The following is a 1,607-nucleotide window of genomic DNA, read 5'->3' as shown; positions in this document are numbered from 1 at the left end:
GCCTCCCCCGGTGGCCCCGCGCCCCCGCACCCCCGCCCCCGGCCCGCGGGTCCCGCCCCCACAGGGACTCCCCCACCCCCCCCCCCACCTCGTCACAAACCCGTGGTGGGGCGGTCCGCGACCGGGCTTCGGCGTCGGCGAGCACCAGGATGTCCTCGGCGAACGCGGCCACCGTCGGCACCGCGATACCCTTGTCGCGCAACCAGTTCAAGCGATCGTGTTCGGCGACGGCCCGCGGTCCGCGTTTGATCCAGTACCCGCCCGAGCGCGAGAGGTTGCCCCCGCGGCCCTCGTGCTCGTCCGACCACGCGGGCACCGGCCCGAGCAGCTCGGCGATCTCGGGCGGCAGCGGCAGGGCCAGCTCGTCGAGGTGGTCCAGCGCCGCGCGGGTGGATTCGATGAGTTCGGAGTCGCCGTCGGCCACCCGCAACCGCATCGCTTCGTTGAGCAGCTCCCGCGCCTCCCGCGGGCGGTGCTGTTCGGCCAGCGACTTGCCCAGGTGGTGGGCGGCGAAGGAGACGAGATCGGGATCGAGGGCGCGGCTGGCCTCGAGCGCACGCCGGTACAGGATCTCCGCGTGGGTGGGTTCGCCCTGGTAGCGGTACACGTCGGCGAGGTTGATCCAGACGGTGATCCGCCGCTGCTCGGTATCGGCCAGTTCCAGCGCCTGATCGAGCCGGTCCAGGGCCTCGTCGTGGCGGCCGAGCAGCATCAAGGCGATGCCGAGCCTGCGTAGGCCGCCGAAATCGTGGGGGTCGGCGACCGCGACCCTGGCCGCGAGCGTCTCGGGGTCTGCCGGGATCATTCGCAGCCGCTCGTCGAACCGATACGGCCGGGTGTCCGGGTTCTGCGCTGTCACTGCCATGACCTGCTCACCATCGGGTTCGGGGAACATCGAAGTCGGCGCAGAGTGCGCGCCACACATCACGCGGATCGACACCGCACTCGATCGCGGCAGCGCCGGTCCGCCCCAGCGCCGGTATCACGTGATCGGCCAGCATGGCGTCGGCGCGCGCCACGCCGAACTCGGTGTGCATCAGCTCCTGGAATTCGGTCAACCGCACGAAGCCCAAGATACTCGCGCTCAGCGACACCCGACAGTGGCACCGGAGCCGGGCGCCACCCGGCGGACGCTACCGCTTCGCGGCGTCGTGACAGATGTCGACCGGATCCTCGACCCGCGACAGCCCCGCGGCGGCCTCGCGGGCCGTGGCGGCGTAGGCCGGGTCGTCGAGCACCTGGCGCACCGCCGCGCCGACCGCCTCGGGGGTCAGCGGACGCACCAGCACCGAACTACCCTGCCGCACCGCGCGATTGGCCAGCTCCCACTGGTCACCACCGCCGGGAACGGTCACCACCGGCACCCCGGCGGCCAGGGCTTTGGCGAGCAGTCCGTGTCCCCCACCGCCGACGACCACGGCGGCCTTGGTGAGCAGTTCGTCCTGGCGGCCCAAGCCGGCGGTGGCCCAGTCGGGCAGGTCGGCCGGTGGGGTGTCGAGCATCGAGATGGCCGCGCGCACACCGAGTCCGGCCAAGCCGGCCAGCACGGTCTCGGCCATCGCGGCCACCCCGGTGTGCGCCGTCGAGGGCGCCACCATCACCAGGGG

3 protein-coding genes are annotated in these 1,607 nt (G+C 72.9%); all 3 read right to left on the bottom strand.

The features are described from left to right. On the bottom strand, nt 1–865 hold an 865-nt coding region (locus ACFWPJ_RS25395), incomplete at its 3' end, for a tetratricopeptide repeat protein (RefSeq protein WP_378854892.1). A 7-nt stretch (nt 866–872) separates the two neighbouring features. Further along, nucleotides 873–1,064: a DUF3046 domain-containing protein gene (locus ACFWPJ_RS25390; protein WP_378854891.1), complete on the bottom strand. Its 192-nt coding sequence runs from the start codon at nt 1,062–1,064 to the stop codon at nt 873–875. Nucleotides 1,065–1,133: 69 nt separating this feature from the next. Continuing rightward, nucleotides 1,134–1,607 (bottom strand): glycosyltransferase (locus ACFWPJ_RS25385; RefSeq protein ID WP_378854890.1); only part of this gene is annotated, 474 nt, incomplete at its 5' end.

The organism is Nocardia sp. NPDC058497 (genome assembly GCF_042720195.1).
Lineage (GTDB): Bacteria > Actinomycetota > Actinomycetes > Mycobacteriales > Mycobacteriaceae > Nocardia.
Note: the sequence above shows the minus strand (reverse complement) of the source record. Positions and strands in the feature narration are given on the sequence as shown.